Origin of the sequence: Bacillus carboniphilus (assembly GCF_039522365.1) — a bacterium.
Classification (GTDB): Bacteria; Bacillota; Bacilli; order Bacillales; family JC228; genus Bacillus_BF; species Bacillus_BF carboniphilus.
This window is the reverse complement of sequence record NZ_BAAADJ010000023.1, coordinates 104,597-123,275: the sequence shown is the minus strand read 5'-3', so window position 1 is coordinate 123,275 and position 18,679 is coordinate 104,597. Positions and strand designations below refer to the sequence as shown.

The window sequence follows — 18,679 nt, the reverse complement described above, 5'->3', positions numbered from 1 at the left end:
TGGAAAGCTTTAGCTGCTACTTCGCATCAAACCAAGTGCTTCCAAACTCAATATCAACTTTTAGCGGAACATCAAGCTGGACAGCATTCTCCATCACATCTGGAACTATTTCCTGAAGCTTTTCAATTTCATCTTTTGGAGCTTCAAAAATCAATTCATCATGAACTTGTAATAGAAGTCGTGACTGTAAATTTTCATCCTTTAAACGCTGAGCCATATCTAACATGGCTTTCTTAATAATGTCTGCAGCAGACCCCTGAATTGGCGTATTCATCGCTGTACGCTCCGCAAAGCTTCTGATGTTAAAGTTGCGACTCGTAATTTCAGGGATATACCGTCTCCGTTGTAAAAGTGTTGTGACATAGCCTTTTTCTTTTGCATCTTGAACTATTGATTCCATGTATTCCTTCACACCAGGGAAACTTTCGAAATATTTATCAATAAACGTTCCTGCTTCTTTCCGAGTAATTCCAAGGTTTTGAGAAAGACCATAATCGCTAATTCCGTACACAATTCCAAAGTTCACTGCCTTAGCTTGTCTTCTCATATCACTTGTTACATCCTCTTCATTGACATGGAAAACATCCATGGCGGTCTTTGTATGAATGTCCAAATCCTGTTGGAATGCTTCAACCAATTTTTTATCTTGAGAAATATGGGCTAATACTCGCAATTCAATTTGGGAATAATCGGCTGCAAAAATGACCCAATCTTTTTCAGAAGGAACAAAGGCTTGTCTTATCTTCCTTCCTTCCTCTAGACGGATTGGAATATTTTGAAGGTTAGGATCGATAGAACTAAGCCGTCCCGTTTGCGCAATTACTTGGCTAAATCTTGTATGGACCTTACCATTATCCCAAATCACTTTTAACAATCCTTCAATATATGTCGACTGAAGTTTCCCTAACTGTCGATAATGTAAAATATCTCTAACTATTTTATGTTCTTCCTCTAATTTCTCAAGAACATCTGCTGAGGTAGAGTAACCCGTTTTTGTTTTCTTAATGACAGGAAGACCTAATCTTTCAAAAAGGATTACTCCTAGCTGTTTAGGAGAGTTAATATTAAATTTCTCACCTGCGAGCTCATAAATTCTTTTCTCAATTTCATCTAATTTTTCTGCTAGCTCTTTTTTCATCTGTTCTAAACGTTCTTTATCGACTTGAACACCCGTGTGTTCCATCTCTGCTAGTACTTTTGCTAGTGGAAATTCTAACTCAGAGAATAATGTTAGTTGGTTGTTCTCCTCTAACTTATCCATTGCTGTATTCCTTAGTTCAAATACGGCATTGGCTTTTCTGGTTATATGTTCATGTAACGGAGCTCCTTCTGGTATCCTTCTCTTTGCTCCTTTTCCATACACAGACTCATTGTAAGATACGTCTTTATAGGAAAACAGTTTTGCTACATCTGCCAACTCATTGTAGGTTTCAGACGGGCTGATAATATAGGCAGCAATCATCAGGTCAAAATCTATGCCTTTAATATCAATACCCTTATGTTTCAAGGAAACGATGGTTTGCTTCGAGTCATAAACCCACTTTTTCTTCGATTCATCTTCAAGCCATTCTTTTAACACAGAAGATTCCTGTAAGAGGGAAGAAGGGATATAGTACTTTCCCTTTTCATGAACGATTGAGCAACCGATAATGTCAGCCTTATGGTAGTTCTCATCAAAGACTTCCATAATGACAGCTGCTTCGTTTACCAGCATGTCTTGCTCAATTTTATCAACAACTTCGAATGTCAGCTCTTCAAGTTCTTGTTCAGCTTCTTGGCCATCTCCCCCCATTTTCTCAAGTAAGGTTTGGAAACCTAACTCTTTGAAAAGGGACTGAAGCTGTTCCTGATTACTTCCTTCATACTCAAGTTCATCTACGGAAATGGTGAGAGGAGCTCCCCGATTGATGGTTGCCAACTCCTTACTCATAAAAGCTTGATCTTTATTTTCTTCTAGCTTTTCTTTTAGCTTCTTTCCACTCACTTGATCGAGTGCTTCATATAAGTTTTCTACGGTTTGATGCTCTTTTAGTAGTTTAATGGCTGTCTTCTCGCCCACTCCTGGTACACCAGGAATATTATCAGAAGAATCCCCCATTAACCCCTTCATATCAATAATTTGCTCAGGGGTAAGGCCGTATTTTTCTTTAATATGGTCAGGCGTATAAAGTTCTATATCCGTAATTCCTTTTTTGGTGATTCCAACTGTAGTTGAATCGGAGGCTAATTGAGTTAAATCCTTATCACCAGAAATAATTTTAACTTCTGTTTTATCTTTTTCAGCATGTAAGGATAAAGTACCGATAATATCATCAGCCTCATATTCTTCTAATTCATATTGCTTAATCCCGAATGCCTTCAAAAGTTCTCTTATGTATGGAAATTGTTCAGATAGCTCTGGCGGGGTTTTTTGTCTTCCGCCTTTATATTCTTTAAACGTCTTATGTCTAAATGTTGTTTTTCCTGCATCCCATGCAACTAAAATATGGGTAGGTTTTTCCTCTTCTAAAATTCTCATTAACATCATGGTAAATCCATAGATTGCATTTGTATGAACACCTTTATCGTTATTTAATAAAGGTAGAGCAAAAAATGCACGGTAGGCTAAGCTGTTCCCATCCATGAGTACAATCTTTTTACTCACAAACATCTCCCTTTCTGTGGTTCAGTACACTCATTTTATCATTATGTCTAGGTTTTCCAATAAAAATAAAAAACGTTCTTCTCTATCTATTCTAGCACGTTGGCTAATAGATTAAAAAAGAACGTCATTCGATAGCTTGTTTGGTGTTGAACAAAGCCTGGACATATGTTTTTATCGTAGGGTTTTTAAAAAGCGGAAGACGGAATAAGGGGGTTCCGTCTTCCAAGGCTCCTTGGATGAAGGGGTTTTCAAGTATTATATTATCAAGGAAATATTAAGGAAGAATAAACCAATTGTTAAGTGATTGTAAAACTAGACAATCTCTATCTTGGTAGATGTATGGTGAAAGTAGTTCCCTCTCCTACTTTACTCTCTACTTTTATTTTCCCTTTATGAGCCTCTACTAAATGTTTTACGATCGCGAGTCCAAGACCTGTTCCACCTGAGTTACGAGAACGAGCTTTGTCCACTCGATAGAAGCGTTCAAAAATCCTCGGTAGCTCCTGTTCTTCTATTCCAATTCCAGAATCGCTAACCTCTAAAAGAATCCAATTATTGTCTCCTTTTATCTTTACAGTAACCTTTCCCTCTTTTGGAGTGTAGGTTAGAGCATTACTTACTAAGTTAATTACTATTTGCTTTATTCGTGCAGGATCCCCCTTCATGAAGGAATCCTGTAATTCTACTTCTTCTTGTAATTGAACCTCTCTTAGTTGAGCTTTTGGTTTTAGGATGACCATTACCTCTTGAACAAGTTGTTCTATATTAAAGCTTTGAACATTAAGTGTAAAACCAACCTGCTCAATTCTTGACAACTCCAATAGATCTTGGACAAGAGACTGTAATCGGTGGCTTTCTTGTTGAATAATTTGCAAGAAGTTTTCCAATGTCCCTTTGTCATTCATAGCACCGTCTAAAAGAGTTTCTGAGAACCCTTTAATAGAAGTAATAGGTGTTTTTAATTCGTGAGATACGTTCGCCACAAAGTCTTTTCTCATCTGCTCAAGCTTTTTCAATTCGGTAATATCGTGAAAAACTAAAACCGTTCCTTTCCACTCATGATCATTACCAATAATAGGGGCACCAAATACCTCATAATGTTTCTTTTCCAGTTCATGGGTGATTTGAATTTGTTTACGAACTGGCTTTTCTAACATAAAAATATCTTCAACGAGCCTATGAATGTCTTCTGATTTCATGACCGTATAATAATGTTTATACAAAAATTGAGAAGGCTCAATATCAAACCATTCTCTAAAAACCTTATTAACTAAGCTCGTTAACCCTTTTTCGTCAATTAACACGAGACCGCTTCCCATATTTTCTATTAAAGTAGAAAGTCGCTCCTGCTGTATTTCATTCGTTTCAATCGTCTCTTGAAGATTCCTTGCAAGAATATTTATAGAAGTACTTAACATTCCTGTGGCATCTAATCCCTCTTCATACGTACGTGCTCGAAAATTACCTTTAGCCAATTCAATCGCTGTCTTAGTAGCCGCTTCAATGGGCTTCGTATACTTCGCTGTAATTTGTGAACTAAGCAAAATTATAATAGTTAAAGATAAGCCGAAGCTGATAAAAAGAATCCACCACATGTTACGGTTTATCCGCTTGAGTTCATCAATTTGGGTGCTTAATACTACGAGACTATCTTGCCCTGGGGAAAGACTCACTCGTTCCCAATAGTAAAAGACATCATATCCTCCGGCAATTTCCTTAGTTCCTTTTTGTTCAACAGTACTTGTTTGAATAATGTCTTTCAAAATCCCTGAATGTCTCTCTGGAGGAACAAAATCATCCTTACTATCAAACCATATTTCACCCTTTGAGCTAAGAATGGTTACCCGCGATTCAGTTTCATCTCCAATCTTAGCCAATAAAGAGAATGGCTCACTAGATCGAAATTGTTCAGAAAGTAGTTGAGAAATTAACCGAGTTTCCATCTCATTTTTTTCATGAAAGCTCTCAACATAATAACTCTTAATTAGTTGTGCTAAGATAATTCCTAATGCGACAAAAACTAGCGTAATTAATGTGATTAAAGCAAAAAGAAGCTTGGAACGAAACTTAATCATTCACTTTTTGGCTCCTCTAATTTATATCCTAATCCCCTTATTGTCTTTATGTAGAGTGGTTTCTTCGTATTTTCTTCTATCTTTTCACGAAGATGACTTATGTGAACATCTACAATTCGAGTGTCACCTGCAAAATCATAGTTCCACACAGCACTTAATAATTGATCTCTCGTTAAAACTCGTCCCTTATGTTTACATAGGTAGAGAAGTAGTTCGAATTCTTTCGGAGTTAGTTCCAGCAGTTCTTCTTTGAAGTACGCTTCATAAAGCTCCGGATAGACAACGAGGTCCTTAAACTGAAACTTCTCTTCTTGCAGTTCTTGTACTTCAGGTCGTTCATGATTATATTCTGAACGTCTAAAGATTGCCTTAACTCTTGCAACAACTTCTCTTGGACTAAATGGTTTTGTTAAGTAGTCATCGGCACCAAGTTCTAGTCCCAATACTCTATCAAATTCCTCATCCTTGGCCGTAAGCATCAGAATAGGAGTGGTGACCTTTGATTGCCGTAATATTTTACAAACTTCAATTCCATCTAGCTTGGGAAGCATAATATCTAAAATGATAAAATCTGGGTTTTCATTTATTGCTAAATTCTTTCCCTCTTCACCATCATTTGCGGTTATTACCTCAAAACCCGCTTGCTCTAAATTGTACTGCAATAACGTGACAATTGACTGTTCATCATCAACTACAAGTATTTTTTTACTCATAAAGGCCCTCCATAATCTTTTTTATCCCCTAATCCAAGAGCCTACTTCTTTATTTATCTATATATCCTTATTATAGCTGAAAATGGAAATAAACTAGACAAATTTAAAAGAAAAAACTGCTGAATTCCTCCAGCAGTTTGTAGTCATTAAAAATTATCTAAAGCATCCCCATCTAATTTAGCTAAAGGTGAAGGAGGGCAAACAACTAATTTCCCTTGTAATACCGGCTCTTTTTCATCATCTGTCCCTTCCACGGTAATGGTAATCGTCTGCTCTTTCATATCAATTTCTGTAACCTCAAGTAAAAAATGAACCGTCCCGTAGTGGTATACCGGCTTTGAATACTCCATTTTTTGTCTGACTATATGACTACCTGGTCCTGGTAAATATTTTGATACAGCAGCCATTACAATGCCTGAGAGCATAATCGTTGGAACAATTGGCTTCTTGTAAGGGGTTTGAGAAGCATAATCATGCTGGATATAAAGAGGATTGGCATCATTTGTCAACCCTAGATATAGTAGTAAATCTTTATCTTCTATTTTTTCAGTTAGGGAGAGTTTTTCACCTATAGAAATTTCCTCAAGCCGTCTACCTAATTTCCTCTTTTTCCCCAATAACATAAACTATTCCTCCTATTTCATGAAACCGTTTACTTTTCATTATATTACCATGAAAGGTGGATAAATAAAAATTGCACTACTATTATAAGTTTGTTTGAAACTAGGCCCGCAGGAGTCTACGTGTAGACGGGCTGCTCAGTAATTAGAATATAAATTTTTCTTTCAATAGAGTAAAAAAGAAGCCAACCGAAAGTCAGCTTCATTTTCATTCTATTATGCCAAAACATCCATTACATTTCGTACAGACTCGGCTGATTTGTCTAAAGCTGCTTTTTCTTCAGCTGTTAGTTCAAGTTCGATTACTTCTTCAATTCCGTTTCCACCTAGAATGGTAGGAACACCCAGATAGATTCCATCGTAACCATACTCACCTTCTAAGTAAGCAATAGAAGGAAGAACTCTTCTTTGATCTTTCACAATAGCCTCTACCATTTCCACTATGGACGCTGCTGGTGCATAGTATGCACTACCGTTTCCAAGCAAGTTTACAATCTCACCGCCACCCTTACGAGTACGCTCAACGATCGCCTCAAGTCGATCTTGTGGAATTAGTTTTTCTAGTGGAATACCTCCAGCATAGGAGTATCGTACAAGTGGCACCATGTCATCTCCGTGTCCACCTAGAACAAACCCCGTAACATCCTTAACAGAAAGGTTTAATTCTTGTGCAACGAAAGTACGGAATCTAGCTGTATCTAATACTCCTGATTGACCAATTACGCGGTTTTTAGGGAATCCTGACTCCTTGAAAACAGTATAAGTCATGGCATCTACTGGATTCGTTAAAACAAGAATATAACAGTTTGGAGAATATTTAACAATCTCATTTGTAACCGCTTTCATAACCTTCTGATTTGTTTGAACTAAATCATCACGACTCATACCTGGCTTTCTAGCAATTCCTGCAGTGATAACAACTACATCGGAATCCTTTGTATCTTCATAGTTTGAAGTACCGATCACATTTGCATCAAAACCTTGTACAGGACCGGCTTCTAGCATGTCCAAAGCTTTCCCCTTAGTTGGGTTTTCCATTTGAGGAATATCAACCAGTACAACATCACCAAGTTCTTTTTGAGCAAGGATAAAAGCAGTAGTTGCTCCTGTAAAGCCGCCACCGATAACAGAAATCTTTTTACGCTTAATTGTCATGATCCTTTCCTCCTAAATATATGTATATAAACCGCCCGATTTAGCACCGGACGGTTTATAATGTGAGACTATTAGTTCATGTTTTCAATTAAAGCATTTCCGAACTCAGAACATTTAACTTCAGTTGCACCTTCCATTAGACGAGCGAAGTCATACGTTACAACTTTAGAAGCAATTGTTTTCTCAACTGAGTCGATTACTAACTTAGCTGCTTCATTCCATCCAAGGTGCTCAAGCATTAGCACACCAGATAGAAGAACAGATGAAGGGTTCACTTTATCTTGACCAGCATATTTTGGAGCAGTTCCGTGAGTTGCTTCAAAAATCGCGTGTCCTGTTTCATAGTTAATGTTTGCACCAGGTGCGATTCCGATACCACCGACTTGAGCAGCTAGTGCATCAGAAATGTAATCTCCATTTAAATTCATTGTAGCTACTACATCGAATTCGCTTGGACGAGTTAAGATTTGTTGTAAGAAGATATCAGCAATAGAATCTTTTACAATGATCTTACCTGCTGCTTCCGCATCAGCTTGTGCTTTATTAGCAGCATCTGTGCCTTCAGCTTCTTTAATCTTGTCATATTGTGCCCAAGTGAATACTTTATCACCAAATTCTTTTTCAGCTAATTCATAACCCCAGTTCTTGAAAGCACCTTCTGTAAACTTCATAATGTTTCCTTTATGTACAAGTGTTACAGATTTACGGCCTTCTTTGATTGCATAGTTAATCGCTGCACGAACTAGGCGAGAAGTACCTTCTTCAGATACTGGCTTAATACCGATACCAGAAGTTTCAGGGAAACGGATCTTTTTAACGCCCATTTCAGCTTGTAAGAAGTTAATTAGCTTCTTCACTTCGTCTGTACCTTTTGCATATTCGATACCAGCATAGATGTCTTCTGTGTTCTCACGGAAGATAACCATATCCGTATCCTGAGGTCGTTTTACTGGAGAAGGAACACCTTCAAACCAGCGAACTGGACGTAAGCATACGAATAAATCTAGCTCTTGACGAAGAGCAACGTTTAATGAACGGATTCCTCCACCGATTGGTGTTGTAAGAGGTCCTTTTATTGCAATGAAATACTCTCTAATAACATCAAGAGTTTCAGCTGGTAGCCACTCACCAGTTTGGTTGAATGCTTTTTCACCTGCTAGAACTTCTTTCCATACAATTTTCTTTTCTCCATTGTACGCTTTTTCAACAGCAGCATCTATTACGCGAGATGCAGCAGCCCAAATATCAGGACCAATTCCATCTCCTTCAATAAAAGGAATGACTGGGTTATTTGGAACATTTAGTACGCCATTTTGAACCTGAATTTTTTCACCTTGTGACATTTATATTCCCTCCGTTTTTCATAATCAAAGGTTAGGAAGCATCCTAACCTTTCTCATTATATACCTCATGTAATCAATCATTCAATCAATCGAGTAGATAAACTATTTAAACTTAGTTTCTTTCGTTGATTGGAACGTATTTTTGCATTCCAGGGCCTGTATATTGAGCACGTGGACGGATTAAACGGTTGTTTGCATATTGCTCAAGAATATGAGCTAACCATCCAGATACACGGCTCACAGCAAAGATTGGCGTGAATAGATCGTGATCAATTCCTAAGCTGTGATAGACAGAAGCAGAGTAGAAATCAACATTTGGTGGAAGACCTTTTTCAGATGTCACGATTTCTTCAATCTTTGTAGACATTTCATACCAGTGTGGCTCACCTGTTAAACCTGTTAGCTTACTGGACATTTCGCGAAGGTGTTTCGCACGTGGATCACCTTTTCTATATACACGGTGACCGAAGCCCATGATTTTCTCTTTGTTTGCTAATTTTTCACGAATGACACTATCAACACGGTCAACTGAACCAATTTCAGTTAACATCTTCATAACTTGCTCATTTGCACCACCATGAAGAGGACCTTTTAGAGCTCCGATTGCAGAAGTAACACCAGAGTATACATCAGATAGTGTCGCTACACAAACACGAGCTGTGAATGTAGATGCATTTAATTCATGGTCAGCATGAAGGATTAACGCTTTATCAATAGCTTCAACTGCTATAGCATCAGGTTCTGTACCATTCAACATATATAAGAAGTTAGCAGCAAAGCTTAAATCACTTCTTGGCTCTACTGGTTCAAGCCCTTTTCTTACACGGGCGAATGCAGCAACAATGGCTGGCATTTTCGCTTGAAGACGGATTGCTTTACGGTAGTTAGCACCCTCGTCCATTACATCTGCCTCATCATCGTATAAACCAAGTAAAGATACTGCACTACGAAGAGCAGCCATTGGATGAACGTCACCAATAGGGTACATTTTGAAGTGGTCTAGTACTTCTTTTGGAAGCTTTGATTCTTCAGTTAGTTGTTGCTTTAACTCATTTAGCTCTGATTGTGTTGGCAACTTACCATGCCATAATAAGTAGATAATTTCTTCGAAGCTTGCATTTTCAGTTAGGTCATCAATGTTATAACCTACATATGTAAGAGTATCATCGATGATTGAGCTTATGCCAGAGGTTGTAGCTACAACACCTTCTAAACCCTTTGTTGCTGTCATAATAACATCTCCTTCAGTGATTATATTAAAAAAGAATGAAGCGAATAAGAAAACAGAAACGCTTTGCTTCAGAAAAGCTATTGTAGAAGCTATTTGCGTTAGTTCATTCAAGCGTTTACTTTCTTATTTTAAGAAACTTTCGTCCATTACATTATAAAAACCTTCCCATGATTATTTTAATAGAAAGGTTGTGAAAATGGAAAAGTTAACACTTACATGTTTTCCTTGTCCAAATTATCTTACCATACTTCGGACAAAGGAATAATAGGAATGAGCAATAATTAGGATACGCTTACACCAATTATTATAAACAATTATCTGACTTTTGTGAATGACTACACATGAAAAAACGGGATAAAATCATTTTATTACAAAAGTAATTATCATTGAAAACGGTTACATCCCTATTATTCCCTTTAACCACTCATATATAGCTAGAATAATAAAAGCAATACCTGCTCCAATTAGCGGCCCGACCGCTACACCTTTGAAAAAAGCAACGGCAATAATAGTCCCCATTACGAGCGCTGTAGTAATTTCCGGATCATTAGCAAGAAGAGATAAACCATACTTTGCTATAAGTGCTACAGCTAACCCAGAAAGAAGAGCAATCCATCCACTAGGAGATTGTACAATTTGATATAAATCTTTAAATCCAATTTGACCTGTTGCAATAGGTGCTAATACAGCAATAGTAATAACGGTAACGCCCCAATTGATTCCTTTGCTCTGCACAAGTGTTAATAGTTTTGAATCAGATGCAAAAATAGCGAATACATATAAGACAAGCACCGCCATGATCAAGGACGTATTTTTTGATATAAACCCCAACACTAGCAGTAGTGTTAAAAATAATAGAGGTTGAATCATTCACTCCATCTCCTATTTTTTGAAAAATTCCTTTTTTTCACATAGATACCCATGTAAAATATAGGTAAGCTAGACAAGTATTCAAGGAGGGATATCCGACCGTTGAATCCTATTTATTTACATAGAATGCTTCGCTTTGTATTCGTTGTTAGCTCCATAATCGTTGGAGCCATTTTACTTTTTTTCATTTCCAAGTACACCTATCCTTTTATTATTGGGATCATAATCGCCTTCTGTATCAATCCGATGGTTAATTTTTTTGACAAGAAAGCAAGATTTCCCAGGGCATTGGCCGTGCTCACTACTTTACTTTTTGTCGTGGCCATTTTCGCAGGACTTGTGACCCTTTTAATATCAGAAATCATCTCAGGGACCACCTATCTTGCAAAAGTAGTCCCAAAACACTTAGAAACTATTATAGACTATATCGAACAGTTAATCGCATCTCAAGTGATCCCTTTTTATAACCAACTAACAGCCCTATTTGCCAGTCTAGATGCTGGACAACAACAAACCATTATGGAAAACATTGAAAATGTAGGGACAAAGATTGCAAGTACAGCTAGTGAGTTTATAAGAGGGACACTGGAAGCTATTCCTTCTATCCTATCTTGGTTTCCAAACGCTGCCACAGTGCTTGTTTTTTCTTTACTTGCTACATTTTTTATAAGTAAAGATTGGGAAAAATTAAAACGCATTTTTTCAAAGCTCCTGCCTAATAAGGCTAAAGAAAGCGGTAAGAGTGTTTTTAAGGATTTACAAAAAGCCTTAGTTGGCTTTATTCGAGCACAGGCTACACTTATATCTATTACAACGATCATTGTACTTATTGGACTTTTAATTTTACGGGTAGATTACGCCATTACAATATCACTTATCATTGGCCTTGTTGATATATTACCTTATTTAGGTACTGGATTAGTATTTGTTCCGTGGATTATTTTCGAGTTTGTAGCAGGTGATCCTAACCTTGCAATCGGGTTAATTGTGCTATACGTGGTAGTGGTTGTACAGCGACAAGTCATGGAGCCTAAGATACTTTCTTCCAGTATCGGACTAGATCCTTTAGCAACACTAGTCGCCTTATTTGTTGGGTTTAAGCTGATTGGATTCCTCGGATTAATTGTTGGCCCTGTTGTTCTAGTTATCATCAATACACTACAGAGAACGGGTGTCCTTCAAGAAATCTGGAGCTATATCAAAGGCCCTGATAAACGGCCAACAGAATAAGTTTACGGAAATGCCGCTGACTGTTACTTAAATCTAGAATGAATAAAAAGGAGCTCTCCATTACGGAAAGCTCCTTTTTTCGTTATCTCATTATTATGATATTCCCATTATCCAACCACTTTCTAAACCATTTCCTTGCTAGAGTTTTCCAGACATGTCTGGAACCCGGGAATAAAAGTGAGAAACCTATGGCATCGGTTATAAAGCCTGGAGTTAATAAAAGTACGCCACCTACCAATATACAAACACCATCTAAAATGGCCCCTTGAGGTATCCGTCCTGTTCTAAGTTCTAATCTAAGTCGCTCCAATGCCTTATACCCCTGTTGCTTTGCAATATAAGCTCCTAGAATTCCTGTTAGTATAATAAGACCTAATGTCCACCATAAACCAATAAGCTGACCTGAAAGTATAAAAAGCGCAATCTCTAGAGCTGGAACAACTATTAAAAATGGGACTAAAACACGCATTTCGATCACTACCCTTTTTAAGTGATTTATACCATTATATGAGGCTTGGACAAAATATACAATTAATTGCGTTGGTTGGTGAGGAGTTTTAGGGTTTTCTTTGGGTTTGGGGGAGGGGCGGTGGTGTGGTGGGCTGGTGTTTTTTAGACTGTCTTCTAGGTGCCTGGAGCGATTTTGTGGTTTGCGTTCCCTCTATTAGCGTTTTTTCTTGGCGCAGGGAACGTTTCTGGGGTTTTCGTTTCCTCTATTAGCGTTTTTTCTTGGCGCAGGGAACGTTTCTGGGGTTTGCGTTCCCCAATCCGGACATGCACCATGCTTGCTGTCCCGTTTGACCCTTCATCTACTCCCAAATGGGACACGTTCCCCTCTCGCTGTCCCGTTTGGCTCTTCATCTACTCTCAAACGGGACACACTCTCTGCCTGCTGTCCCGTTTGACTCTCCATCTACTCCCAAACGGGACACGTTCTCCTCTTGCTGTCCCGTTTGACTCTCCATCTACTCCCAAACGGGACACGTTCTCCTCTTGCTGTCCCGTTTGACTCTCCATCTACTCCCAAACGGGACACGTTCCATGCTTGCTGTCCCGTTTGACTTTCCATCTCCCCCCAAACAGGACACGTCCCCCTCTAGCTGTCCCGTTTGACTCTCCATCTACTCCCAAACGGGACACATACTCCAACAACCAATGAATCTTAAAAAATGAGCACAAAAATACCACAGCCCATAAGACTGTGGTATTCTTCCCGAACAAAAGAAGAGAGAGTCCCCTCTCCCCTTTTTTATAAAATACTAGCGTGACCGTTATAAATAACGCCACCTGCACCATCTACAGTTACGTCTTGTCCGTCTTTTAAGATTTTCGTTGCATTCTCAAGGCCGACAATAACTGGAATTCCTAAATTTAACCCGACTACTGCTGCATGGCTCGTTAAGCCACCTTCTTCAGTCACAAGTGCTGCACATTTTTCAATTGCAGGGACCATCTCACGGTCAGAACCAATTGTCACTAAAATAGAGCCTTCTTTTACTTTAGCTAAGGCTTCCTCACTATTTCTTGCCACAACAACTTTACCATAAGCCGTTTTTCTCCCAAGGCCTTGGCCTTTTCCTAAAATATCACCGACGATATGGATTTTCATAATGTTCGTTGTACCCGCTTCGCCAACAGGAACACCTGCTGTGATAACAACTAAGTCACCATGCTTAACAATTCCACTGTTCAGGCTTTCTTCAACGGCTACAGAAAGCATTTCATCGGTTGTTTTTGCTTTTTTACCGAGCTCTGAATGGACGCCCCAGACTAAAGATAATTTTCTAGCCACATCTTCTGAATGGGTCACAGCAACGATTGGTGACTTCGGACGGTACTTCGAGATCATTCTTGCCGTATGTCCACTTTCAGTTGGTGTCACAATAGCATTGACATCTAAGTTCAATGCAGTGTGAGCTACAGATTGTCCAATTGCGTCTGTAATGGTATGTCCCGTTTCTTTACTACGGTTGCTTAAAATCTCTTTATGTGAAAGAGCTTGCTCTGTTCTGGAAGCAATATTATGCATCGTTTGAACAGCTTCAACTGGGTATTGTCCAGCGGCGGTTTCACCAGATAACATAATAGCATCTGTACCATCAAAAATTGCGTTAGCTACATCACTTGCTTCAGCTCGAGTTGGTCTGGGATTACGTTGCATAGAGTCAAGCATTTGAGTCGCTGTAATAACCGGCTTTGCTTGAGCATTACATTTACGGATTAGCTCTTTTTGAACAAGTGGTACCTCCTCAGCTGGGATTTCAACTCCTAAGTCGCCACGAGCAACCATTAACCCATCAGATACCTCAAGAATTTCATCGATGTTATCGACACCTTCTTGATTTTCGATTTTAGGGATAATATGAATATTTGCGTTTTTTTCTTCTAGAAGTTGTCTAATTTCCAGCACATCAGATGCACGACGTACGAAAGAAGCAGCAATAAAGTCCACACCTTGCTCAATTCCAAAAATGATATCACTTGCATCTTTTTCTGTGATACCTGGCAAGTTAACAGAAACCCCAGGTACATTCACACCTTTTTTATTTTTTAATGTCCCATTATTCAATACTTTTGTATGTATCTCTTTAGCATCTAGATCGATTTTAATAACCTCTAGCCCAATAAGACCGTCATCTAATAAGATTTTGGAGCCGATATGCACATCTTCAATAAGTCCTGTATACGTAACAGAAAATTTTTCAGGAGTTCCTTCTACTTCAGTCATTGAAACAATAGTGGTCTCGCCTGTCTTAAGCTCGATTGCTCCACCCTGCATATTATGTGTTCGGATTTCTGGACCTTTCGTATCTAATAAAATCGCTACTTTTTTTCCAGTTGCCTTCACAGCTTCACGGATATTTTGAATTCTTTGGCCGTGTTCTTGATGGTCACCATGTGAAAAGTTTAAACGAGCTACATTCATACCTGCATCGATAAGCTTGGTTAGCATTTCAACACTTTCGCTGGCAGGACCAATTGTACAAACGATCTTTGTTTTTCTCATTATTTTTTCCTCCTAAAGCTTTTGAACCTATATTGATAGCTCTTTAGACAAACGATACATATCTAAATTCACTTTATGCGGCTTAGACAATATCTCAATAATATCATAATCCACTAATTCATTACTCTCGATTCCAACAGAGCGTCCACCCTTACCATCCAATAGTAACTCAACAGCTCTGGCACCTAGACGACTTGCTAGTACACGGTCTGCAGCAGTCGGTGAACCACCTCTTTGAATATGTCCTAAAACGGAAACACGAGTATCTAGATTTGCAGTCTCTTTCAGTTGTTTCGCAAAATCAACCCCACTACAAACTCCTTCTGCCACAATGATAATACTGTGTTTTTTACCACGTTCTTGCCCTCTTTTTAGTCGATCTACGATTTCTTTCATGTCATAGTTCTCCTCAGGGATAAGGATTGTCTCAGCTCCTCCAGCTAGACCTGTCCAAAGAGCAATATCTCCTGCATCACGCCCCATTACTTCAATAATGAACGTGCGATCATGTGAAGTAGCGGTATCACGAATTCGGTCAATAGCATCAATGACTGTGTTAATCGCCGTGTCAAAGCCTATAGTCAAATCAGTCCCCGGAATATCATTATCAATCGTACCTGGTACGCCTACGCAAGGAAATCCGTGTTCAGTCAAAGCTTTTGCTCCACGATATGAACCGTCGCCTCCAATGACCACTAGCCCTTCAATTCCAAACCTTTTTAATTGTTCGATCCCTTTTGCTTGTCCTTCTTTTGTCTTGAACTCTTCACATCTAGCTGTATATAGCATGGTTCCACCTCGATGGATGATATCCCCCACCGAACCCAGTTCAAGCTTTTGAATATTTCCGTTAATTAGGCCAGCGTAGCCTTGGAAAATACCGTATACTTCTAAATTATGATAAATAGCCTTCCGTACAACAGCTCGGATGGCCGCGTTCATCCCTGGTGAATCTCCACCACTCGTTAAAACTCCAATACGTTTCATGAATTGTTCACCTCATCGTATATTCATCATGCTTTTCTCGAACTTTAATGTACATATGTAGTATGAGCTTATAATATTTTTAACATAACATGAAGAATCTTCTATCTCAATAAAATCAAACCCATTTTGAAATATACATAATTATCGTTAAATTGAAAGCGCTACCTTTCATTATTTAACAGAAAAAAGCCTGGTTTTACCCAGACTCTTATCTCTTAAACAACCCTATGCTTTAACAGGAGATGCTTCCATTTTGGAAGAAAAAGCTCCCATTTTTCTGTATTTTTCGTATCGTTGAGTTAGGAGTTCTTCTACGGATAATGGATACAGCTCACGCAAAGAATTAATCAGTACCTTATCAATTTCTTCAGCCTGTTTTCTTGCGTCGTGATGGGCACCGCCACGAACCTCAGGGATAATCTCATCAATAATTCCAAGTTCTTTTAAGTCAGGAGCGGTGATTTTCATAGATTCTGCAGCTTTCTTAGCCTGAGTCGAATCCTTCCACAGAAGTGCAGCAGCTCCTTCTGGCGAAATGACGGAATACCATGAATTTTCGAGCATGTGTACATGGTTTCCAACACCAATCGCAAGAGCTCCACCACTAGCACCTTCTCCAATGACAACACAAATAATCGGAGTTTTTAATCCAGCCATTTCAAATAAATTTCGAGCGATTGCTTCGCTTTGCCCTCTTTCTTCAGCTGCTTTACCAGGGTAAGCACCTTTCGTATCGAGGAAACAAATAACTGGACGATTGAACTTTTCCGCTTGTTTCATTAAACGTAAAGCTTTACGGTAACCCTCAGGATGAGGCATCCCGAAATTACGTCTAATATTTTCTTTCGTATCTTTTCCTCTTTGATGACCAATGATGGTAACAGGAAGACCATGGAAGGTAGCTATTCCACTTACGATGGCTTCATCATCTCCATAAAGACGGTCTCCATGACATTCAAAAAAGTCCTGGAAAAGGTAAGAAATATAATCTAAAGTCGTTGGCCTGCTGGGATGTCGGGCTATTTGGACTCGATCCCAAGGCTTTAAGTGACTATATATATCTTGTTCTAGCTTTAATAAACGATTTTCAAGCTTTTCAATTTCATCCGTGAGATCTACATCGGACTTTTGAGTAAAAGCCTTAAGCTCTTGAATTTTATTTTTAAGCTCCGTTATCGGCTTTTCAAATTCTAATTCTCCAGCCATTCAAGCTCCCTCCTTGCACAGTGTATATCCAATATCTGAGTAAGCTTTTCTTTCATCTCAAGTCTAGAAATAACAGCATCGAGCTGTCCATGCTTAAGAAGAAATTCTGCTGTTTGGAAATCCTCAGGGAGATCCTCTCGAATAGTCTGTTCGATAATCCTTCTACCAGCAAAACCGATGAGTGCACCAGGTTCAGCAAAATTATAATCTCCTAGAGAAGCAAAACTAGCAGATACTCCACCTGTAGTTGGGTGAGTCATAATAGATATGATCAGTCCGCCTTCATCGCTAAAAGTTTGGAGAGCTGCACTTGTTTTGACCATTTGCATTAAACTTAGAACACTCTCCTGCATTCTAGCTCCACCTGAAGCTGTAAAAATCACAAATGGAATTTTTTCTTCTCTAGCCCTTTCAATGGCACGAGTAATCTTCTCTCCTACTACAGATCCCATACTTCCCATTCTAAAGTGAGAATCCATAATAGCTAAAGAAATAGGAAAACTTCCAATTTCTCCAGTACCTGTTAATACGGCTTCGTTTAGATCTGTCTTCTTTTGGTCTTGCTCTATTTTTTCTAAATAACCAGGGAACCCTAGTGGATTTTCTGTTAACAAATCACGATCATACTCTTTAAAACTATGTTCATCCAATAAACTTTCGACTCTTTCATATGCAGTCATCGGAAAATGATAGCTACATTGAATACAGACTTTTTCATTTTTGGATAATTCTTTTGTAAACATAATTTTTTTGCATGATGGGCATTTGGTCATAATTCCTTCTGGAACATCTTGCTTTGCAGTTTCAGAAGGGATCGTTGCATATTTTTTCTTCTTTTGTTTTGAAAATATATCTTTTAGCAAGGTGAAACCTCCTTGTGTTAAAGACGACAACTTTTTAAAGCTTGTCCAATTATATAGATTCCTTAGTCACTGAGTACATTTTTTTACTGTACTAGAGCTTCGGTATAAATGTTGTAGTTATTTGTCGTCTTCACTTCGACAAATTATGCATTTCAGCAAATGCTTTCATTATTTCATCCTGGTCTGATTTTTGAAATGCATGGACGAAGGATTTCATTCTTTGTTGGTCTGCTTGTTCTAATTGATATGAAGTAACATATCCAGCTAGAATCTTCCAGATTTTAGACAGCAAACGATTATCAGCTACTTCTACTATTTCAGACATCATTTCGTCATAAGAAGAATGATTAGTTAGGTTAGGTGATATTACCGCAATTTTGTCTTTCATAAATATCAATTCTAAGCAACTTTTTTCAATCATTGCTTTGCATTCTAGTGCATCGTTCTGAACTTTAAAGTCCTGCAGGATGAAAGTTCCCAAAAGCTCAACAAGTTGGTGCTCTTGAAAGTCTCTTAAAAAGGTTCCTTCACCACGGCGAGTTTCGATTAGGCCTAATAACTCCAATGCACGTAGAGCTTCTCGTACACTGGATCTTCCAAAACCTAGTTTTTCAGAAAGTTCTCTTTCTGAAGGGATACGATCTCCAGGGCCAAAACCATCTTTGGCAATCATATCCCTAAGGTGTTCTACGATTTCAATATATACCTTTGTCGCTGGCTTCATTGTCACGCGAT

At 38.5% G+C, this 18,679-nt stretch carries 16 protein-coding genes; 1 reads left to right on the top strand and 15 read right to left on the bottom strand.

What is annotated here, in order from left to right:
• Window positions 1-16: 16 nt before the first annotated feature.
• From polA to ABDZ91_RS12730, 8 genes are all read right to left on the bottom strand, one after another.
• Complete coding sequence (gene polA, locus ABDZ91_RS12765) at window positions 17-2,650, bottom strand: DNA polymerase I (protein WP_343799544.1); 2,634 nt, start codon at window positions 2,648-2,650, stop codon at window positions 17-19.
• 317 nt (window positions 2,651-2,967) lie between these two features.
• Window positions 2,968-4,719 (bottom strand): two-component system histidine kinase PnpS, encoded by a 1,752-nt coding sequence (gene pnpS / locus ABDZ91_RS12760; RefSeq protein ID WP_343799542.1) that lies wholly within the window; start codon window positions 4,717-4,719, stop codon window positions 2,968-2,970.
• Complete coding sequence (locus tag ABDZ91_RS12755) at window positions 4,716-5,432, bottom strand: response regulator transcription factor (RefSeq protein WP_343799540.1); 717 nt, start codon at window positions 5,430-5,432, stop codon at window positions 4,716-4,718. Before ABDZ91_RS12755 ends, pnpS begins: the two co-directional genes overlap by 4 nt.
• A 146-nt stretch (window positions 5,433-5,578) precedes the next feature.
• Entirely contained in the window at window positions 5,579-6,055 is a 477-nt protein-coding gene (locus tag ABDZ91_RS12750; protein ID WP_343799538.1) for a MaoC family dehydratase, read from the bottom strand.
• Between the two features lie 213 nt (window positions 6,056-6,268).
• A complete protein-coding gene (gene mdh / locus ABDZ91_RS12745; protein WP_343799536.1) occupies window positions 6,269-7,207 on the bottom strand; it encodes a malate dehydrogenase in 939 nt (312 codons plus the stop codon).
• A gap of 71 nt (window positions 7,208-7,278) precedes the next feature.
• The gene (gene icd / locus ABDZ91_RS12740) at window positions 7,279-8,550 is read right to left on the bottom strand and encodes an NADP-dependent isocitrate dehydrogenase (protein WP_343799534.1); all 1,272 of its coding nucleotides are present in this window, start codon (window positions 8,548-8,550) and stop codon (window positions 7,279-7,281) included.
• A 112-nt stretch (window positions 8,551-8,662) separates the two neighbouring features.
• The gene (gene citZ, locus ABDZ91_RS12735; protein WP_343799532.1) at window positions 8,663-9,781 is read right to left on the bottom strand and encodes a citrate synthase; all 1,119 of its coding nucleotides are present in this window, start codon (window positions 9,779-9,781) and stop codon (window positions 8,663-8,665) included.
• 396 nt (window positions 9,782-10,177) lie between these two features.
• The gene (locus tag ABDZ91_RS12730; RefSeq protein ID WP_343799530.1) at window positions 10,178-10,651 is read right to left on the bottom strand and encodes a DUF441 domain-containing protein; all 474 of its coding nucleotides are present in this window, start codon (window positions 10,649-10,651) and stop codon (window positions 10,178-10,180) included.
• A gap of 102 nt (window positions 10,652-10,753) precedes the next feature.
• Here ABDZ91_RS12730 and ytvI point away from each other — a divergent pair, with 102 nt between their 5' ends.
• Window positions 10,754-11,881, top strand: a complete 1,128-nt coding sequence (ytvI, locus tag ABDZ91_RS12725; RefSeq protein WP_343799528.1) for a sporulation integral membrane protein YtvI — start codon at window positions 10,754-10,756, stop codon at window positions 11,879-11,881.
• A gap of 82 nt (window positions 11,882-11,963) precedes the next feature.
• On the opposite strand, the gene ABDZ91_RS12720 is transcribed toward ytvI, so the two are convergent.
• From ABDZ91_RS12720 to ABDZ91_RS12690, 7 genes are all read right to left on the bottom strand, one after another.
• Window positions 11,964-12,350, bottom strand: a complete 387-nt coding sequence (locus tag ABDZ91_RS12720) for an FxsA family protein (protein ID WP_343799526.1) — start codon at window positions 12,348-12,350, stop codon at window positions 11,964-11,966.
• 444 nt (window positions 12,351-12,794) lie between these two features.
• The gene (locus ABDZ91_RS12715; RefSeq protein ID WP_343799524.1) at window positions 12,795-12,950 is read right to left on the bottom strand and encodes a hypothetical protein; all 156 of its coding nucleotides are present in this window, start codon (window positions 12,948-12,950) and stop codon (window positions 12,795-12,797) included.
• A gap of 180 nt (window positions 12,951-13,130) precedes the next feature.
• Complete coding sequence (pyk, locus tag ABDZ91_RS12710) at window positions 13,131-14,888, bottom strand: pyruvate kinase (RefSeq protein ID WP_343799522.1); 1,758 nt, start codon at window positions 14,886-14,888, stop codon at window positions 13,131-13,133.
• A gap of 27 nt (window positions 14,889-14,915) precedes the next feature.
• The gene (pfkA, locus tag ABDZ91_RS12705; protein WP_343799520.1) at window positions 14,916-15,875 is read right to left on the bottom strand and encodes a 6-phosphofructokinase; all 960 of its coding nucleotides are present in this window, start codon (window positions 15,873-15,875) and stop codon (window positions 14,916-14,918) included.
• A gap of 225 nt (window positions 15,876-16,100) precedes the next feature.
• Window positions 16,101-17,081, bottom strand: a complete 981-nt coding sequence (gene accA, locus ABDZ91_RS12700) for an acetyl-CoA carboxylase carboxyl transferase subunit alpha (protein ID WP_343799519.1) — start codon at window positions 17,079-17,081, stop codon at window positions 16,101-16,103.
• A complete protein-coding gene (gene accD / locus ABDZ91_RS12695) occupies window positions 17,066-17,944 on the bottom strand; it encodes an acetyl-CoA carboxylase, carboxyltransferase subunit beta (protein WP_343799517.1) in 879 nt (292 codons plus the stop codon). Before accD ends, accA begins: the two co-directional genes overlap by 16 nt.
• A gap of 130 nt (window positions 17,945-18,074) precedes the next feature.
• Window positions 18,075-18,668 carry a FadR/GntR family transcriptional regulator gene (locus tag ABDZ91_RS12690; protein ID WP_343799810.1) on the bottom strand — a complete coding sequence of 198 codons (594 nt, stop codon included), beginning with the start codon at window positions 18,666-18,668 and terminating at the stop codon, window positions 18,075-18,077.
• Between the last annotated feature and the right edge of the window lie 11 nt (window positions 18,669-18,679).

Coding starts and splice junctions, on each gene's coding strand:
- accA (WP_343799519.1), bottom strand. CDS start 17,081: ATGGCTGGAGAATTAGAATTTGAAAAGCCGATAACGGAGCTTAAAAAT.
- ABDZ91_RS12720 (WP_343799526.1), bottom strand. CDS start 12,350: ATGCGTGTTTTAGTCCCATTTTTAATAGTTGTTCCAGCTCTAGAGATT.
- pyk (WP_343799522.1), bottom strand. CDS start 14,888: ATGAGAAAAACAAAGATCGTTTGTACAATTGGTCCTGCCAGCGAAAGT.
- polA (WP_343799544.1), bottom strand. CDS start 2,650: ATGTTTGTGAGTAAAAAGATTGTACTCATGGATGGGAACAGCTTAGCC.
- pnpS (WP_343799542.1), bottom strand. CDS start 4,719: ATGATTAAGTTTCGTTCCAAGCTTCTTTTTGCTTTAATCACATTAATT.
- ABDZ91_RS12750 (WP_343799538.1), bottom strand. CDS start 6,055: ATGTTATTGGGGAAAAAGAGGAAATTAGGTAGACGGCTTGAGGAAATT.
- icd (WP_343799534.1), bottom strand. CDS start 8,550: ATGTCACAAGGTGAAAAAATTCAGGTTCAAAATGGCGTACTAAATGTT.
- pfkA (WP_343799520.1), bottom strand. CDS start 15,875: ATGAAACGTATTGGAGTTTTAACGAGTGGTGGAGATTCACCAGGGATG.
- ABDZ91_RS12755 (WP_343799540.1), bottom strand. CDS start 5,432: ATGAGTAAAAAAATACTTGTAGTTGATGATGAACAGTCAATTGTCACG.
- citZ (WP_343799532.1), bottom strand. CDS start 9,781: ATGACAGCAACAAAGGGTTTAGAAGGTGTTGTAGCTACAACCTCTGGC.
- ABDZ91_RS12715 (WP_343799524.1), bottom strand. CDS start 12,950: ATGGAAAGTCAAACGGGACAGCAAGCATGGAACGTGTCCCGTTTGGGA.
- ABDZ91_RS12690 (WP_343799810.1), bottom strand. CDS start 18,668: ATGAAGCCAGCGACAAAGGTATATATTGAAATCGTAGAACACCTTAGG.
- mdh (WP_343799536.1), bottom strand. CDS start 7,207: ATGACAATTAAGCGTAAAAAGATTTCTGTTATCGGTGGCGGCTTTACA.
- ABDZ91_RS12730 (WP_343799530.1), bottom strand. CDS start 10,651: ATGATTCAACCTCTATTATTTTTAACACTACTGCTAGTGTTGGGGTTT.